Raw genomic sequence first — 1,152 nt, forward strand, 5'->3', positions numbered from 1 at the left:
GCGGCCGCCGCTGCCTCGTCGCAGCGGCCGCGCCCGCCGCCCCACGGGCGGGCGCCCGGCGACGCCAGCACCGCACCGCCAGGCATGGCCGCGGCGACACCAACGCACCTATTGGACCTACGACATGAACACTCAGCCCAACGAGCACATCGTGAAGAGCTACGACGAAGAACAGCATCGCCTCGCCGCCGAGATCGTGCGCATGGGCGAAACCGCGGTGGCGCAGTTGGAAGCGGCGCTGGACGTGGTCGAACGCCGCGACGACAACGCCGCGCTGCGCATCGTCGTCAACGACGAAGCGATCGACGCGCTCGAGCACTCCATCAGCCACGACGTCATGCGCCTGGCGCTGCGCGGACCGATGGCGCGCGACCTGCGCGAGATCCTGGCCGGCCTGCGCATTCCCGCCGACGTCGAACGCATCGGCGACTACGCCGCCAACGTCGCCAAGCGCTCGATCGCGCTGAACATGTCCCCGCCGATGCCGCAGACCCTGGGCCTGCGCCAGCTCGGCAAGCTCGCCGCCCAACAGGTGCGCGCGGCGCTGGCCGCCTACCAGAACAACGACGCCGACGCCGCGCTGCTGGTGCGCCAGGGCGACGCGCAGCTCGATGCGCAGTACACCGCGCTGTTCCGCGAGCTGCTGACCTACATGATGGAAGACCCGCGCAACATCACCCCGTGCACGCATCTGCTGTTCATGGCCAAGAACCTGGAGCGGATCGGCGACCACGCCACCAACATCGCCGAGAACGTGTGGTTCCTGGTGCACGGCGACGAGCCGCTGCCGCCGCGCGACAAGCGCGACGAGACCAGCTCCACCAGCGGCATCTGATCCCCGGCGTGCGGACCGGCCATGCGCCGTTCCGCCGCCGCTGGCGTCCCCGGGCTCCGTGCACAACGGAGCCTTTTTTGTCGCCACGCACCGCCGCATGCAGCGCGGTGCGGCAGCGGGTAGGCTTGGCGCACTGCCGGACACCCCGACCGGCACCCGTCCATCGCCAGGAGCCTGCGCATGTCCACGTCGTCCCGTCCGTCCTCTGCCCTCGCCGGTGCGGTTCTGCTTGGCGGGATCGGCCTGTCCGCCTCCGCGCTGGCGATGACCGACCTCGCCCAGGGCTATGCGCTGGGCGCGCAGGCTGCCGTCACCCC

Annotated in this window: 1 protein-coding gene; it reads left to right on the forward strand. The window is 71.0% G+C overall.

The features are described from left to right. The first annotated feature begins 124 nt into the window (after nucleotides 1-124). Nucleotides 125-835: a phosphate signaling complex protein PhoU gene (gene phoU, locus D183_RS0113910; RefSeq protein ID WP_017909539.1), complete on the forward strand. Its 711-nt coding sequence runs from the start codon at nucleotides 125-127 to the stop codon at nucleotides 833-835. Nucleotides 836-1,152: the final 317 nt, after the last annotated feature.

Origin of the sequence: Xanthomonas sp. SHU 199 (assembly GCF_000364665.1) — a bacterium.
In the GTDB taxonomy this organism is placed as follows: domain Bacteria; phylum Pseudomonadota; class Gammaproteobacteria; order Xanthomonadales; family Xanthomonadaceae; genus Xanthomonas_A; species Xanthomonas_A sontii.

What these genes read in the sequence shown, in the direction of transcription:
- phoU (WP_017909539.1), top strand. Translation starts at nt 125, where the DNA reads ATGAACACTCAGCCCAACGAGCACATCGTGAAGAGCTACGACGAAGAA.